The organism is Pseudoalteromonas sp. SG45-5, from assembly GCF_014164085.1.
Classification (GTDB): domain Bacteria; phylum Pseudomonadota; class Gammaproteobacteria; order Enterobacterales; family Alteromonadaceae; genus Pseudoalteromonas; species Pseudoalteromonas aliena.
The window spans coordinates 1-626 of sequence record NZ_JACJEM010000149.1; the positions used below are offsets into that span (position 1 = coordinate 1).

At 36.6% G+C, this 626-nt stretch carries 1 protein-coding gene; it reads right to left on the reverse strand.

The annotated features are described in order from the left end of the window. Positions 1-38: 38 nt before the first annotated feature. A partial coding sequence (locus H5119_RS20030; RefSeq protein ID WP_182703487.1) for a transposase occupies positions 39-626 on the reverse strand: 588 nt, incomplete at its 5' end.

The following is a 626-nucleotide window of genomic DNA, read 5'->3' on the forward strand; positions in this document are numbered from 1 at the left end:
GTAGATACCATCTCTCCAAAGCACTCGCAACCCTAATTTTATGCTAACTCAGATTTGTATTTTGTTTGGTTTTTTATTACACCAAAGCAAATTTGAATTAGCTTTCTCATTGCAGCTCCTAATGCTTGCATCTTTGTTTTTCCTGCAGCTAAAAGTCGCTCTTTTTGTGCTTTTATATCTGGGTTATGTGTTCCAGCACTAACTGCTGCTAAAAATATTTTGGATCGAATTCTGGATGGACCAATTTTACTCAGTGTCGTTCTCCCTTTAAACGAACCTGATTCATTTAGCTTAGGTATTAGGCCAACATATGCTGCAGCTTGCTTAGCTGTTGAAAAGTTTTTAGCCGAAAACAAATAGACTAACTCTCGGGACATTACCTTGCCTATACCGATGACACTCATGAGTAAATCATGGTTCTTTTTCATGGTAGGACAAGCAGAGATAATTGTATCTATTTCGTTTTCAATCTCTTGAATTTCGTCTTCTATGATCCTAATAATACGAGTAATTGAGAGTAATACTCTATCATGAGCATCGCTGATTTCACTTGCTTCAAGTCGGTTTTTTTCTCTTAAACGATCTTTTTCTAAAGCGGATAATCTGCGAGTTAAAGCCTTGATACT